Annotated in this window: 2 protein-coding genes; one reads left to right on the top strand and one right to left on the bottom strand. The window is 70.9% G+C overall.

The window, feature by feature from the left end:
* Positions 1–5: 5 nt before the first annotated feature.
* Positions 6–875: a lipid A biosynthesis acyltransferase gene (locus tag ACIY1X_RS20560; RefSeq protein WP_399684161.1), complete on the top strand. Its 870-nt coding sequence runs from the start codon at positions 6–8 to the stop codon at positions 873–875.
* On the opposite strand, the gene ACIY1X_RS20555 is transcribed toward ACIY1X_RS20560, so the two are convergent.
* Entirely contained in the window at positions 869–1,789 is a 921-nt protein-coding gene (locus ACIY1X_RS20555) for an alpha/beta fold hydrolase (protein WP_399684158.1), read from the bottom strand. The two genes, ACIY1X_RS20560 and ACIY1X_RS20555, sit on opposite strands and share 7 nt — an antisense overlap.
* Positions 1,790–1,802: the final 13 nt, after the last annotated feature.

Below are 1,802 nucleotides of genomic sequence, written 5' to 3'. Positions count from 1 at the left end.
TGAGCCTGTCGGCCCGCCTGGGCATCGGCTTCATGAAGGCGCTGGCGCACCTGCCGCTGCCGCTGGTGCGCGGCCTGGGCGCGGGCTTCGGGCACCTGCTGTACGTGCTGGCCCGCCCGCGGCGGCGCGTCGTCGACGTGAACCTGGCCCTGTGCTTCCCCGGCAAGAGCGTGGCCGAGCGCCGCCGCATCGCCCGCCGCACCTTCGTGTACGTGGCGCAGGCCTGGCTCGACCGCAGCTGGCTGTGGCACGCGCCGCCCGAGACGATCGACCGGCGCATCCGCATCACCGGCGCCATCGGCGAGATCGACGAGGGCAACGATCCGACCATCCTGTTCGCACCGCACTTCTACGGCCTGGACGCGGCGGCCACCGCGCTGACCAAGCACAACCCGAAGCCTTCGACGACCATCTACACCACGCAGCGCAACCCGATGGTCGACGAGTGGACGCGCCAGGGCCGCACGCGCTTCGGCAACGTCACGGTGCTGCACCGCGTGGACGGCGTGAAGGAGATCGTCGCCGGCCTGCGCAAGGGCGGCGTGCTGTACCTGCTGCCGGACATGGACTTCGGCCCCTCGCAGTCGGTGTTCGTGCCCTTCTACGGCGTGCCGGCGGCCACCGTGCCCTCGCTGTCGCGCTTCGCCCGGCTGGCGCGGGCGAAGGTGGTGCCGGTGATCGCGAAGATCGTGCCCGGCGGCTACGAGATCGAGGTGCTGCCGGCCTGGCGCGATTTCCCGACGCAGGACGCGGTGGCCGACACGGCGCAGATGAACCTGCGGCTGCAGGGCTACGTCGACGCCATGCCCGAGCAGTACTACTGGGTGCACCGGCGCTTCAAGACGCGGCCGGAGGGCGAGCCGAAAGTCTATTGAGCCTTCTTCTGGAAGGCTTCGATGCGTGCAGCGATGCCTTCGGGCTGCTCGTGAATGACCCAGTGCGTGGCGCCGGGGATCTTCTGCACTTCCAGCGCCGGCACCCATTGCTCCAGGCCGTCGAGCAGGCCGGGCAGCAGCGCGGCGTCGTCCAGCGCCCACAGCACCAGCGTCGGCGCCTGCACGCGCAGGCGCTCGTCGGGCAGGGTGGGAATGTCGTCGGCGCTGGTCCTACCCGGCACCGGCGGCTTCATCGGCGTGACGCGGTAGAGGTTGCAGGCGCCGGTCAGGCCCTGGCTCCACACGTCGCGGTAGCGCTGCTTCACCGGCTCGGCCAGCCAGCCGAAGCCGTCGGGCCCGGCCTTCATCATGGTGAACATGGCAAAGAGGCGCGCGAAATCGTTCTCGGCCAGCACCGCCTCCGAGCCCGGCGCGGCCAGCCAGTTCATGTAGGCGCTGGCCTTCTGCTGCGCGGGGTTGTGCTTCAGCTCGCGGGTGAAGGTGCCCGGGTGCGGCGAGTTGATGATGACTAGCCGGCCCAGCTGCTGCGGCAGCGCGTTGGCAAAGCCCCAGCCGAAGGCGCCGCCCCAGTCGTGCGCGACCAGGGTGTCGATGCGGCCGTCGGCCGCCTCCGACTTCGCCAGTTCCGCCACGTCCTGCACCAGCAGGTGGGGCCGGTAGGCGTCGACCTCCTGCGGCGAGGAGGAGCGCTCGAAGCCGCGCAGGTTGGGCGCCACGCAGCGGAAGCCGCCATGCGCCGGGTCGGCGAACCATTCGAGCAGCGGATCCCAGATGAAGGCGGCCTCCGGGAAGCCGTGCAGGAACACCATCAGCGGGCGGCCCGCCTCGCCGGCGGCGCGGCAGCTCAGGGTGATGCCGTGCGGCAGGGCGCGTTCGAAGGTCTCGATGGTCATGTGCCTGTCTCCT

Origin of the sequence: Xenophilus sp. (assembly GCF_044462705.1) — a bacterium.
GTDB classification, from domain to species: Bacteria; Pseudomonadota; Gammaproteobacteria; order Burkholderiales; family Burkholderiaceae_C; genus Xenophilus; species Xenophilus azovorans.
The sequence above is the reverse complement of the archived record's forward strand: the minus strand, read 5'-3'. Positions and strand labels throughout refer to the sequence as shown.

Excerpts from the sequence above, each read along its gene's own strand:
- ACIY1X_RS20555 (WP_399684158.1), bottom strand. The coding sequence starts at position 1,789 with ATGACCATCGAGACCTTCGAACGCGCCCTGCCGCACGGCATCACCCTG.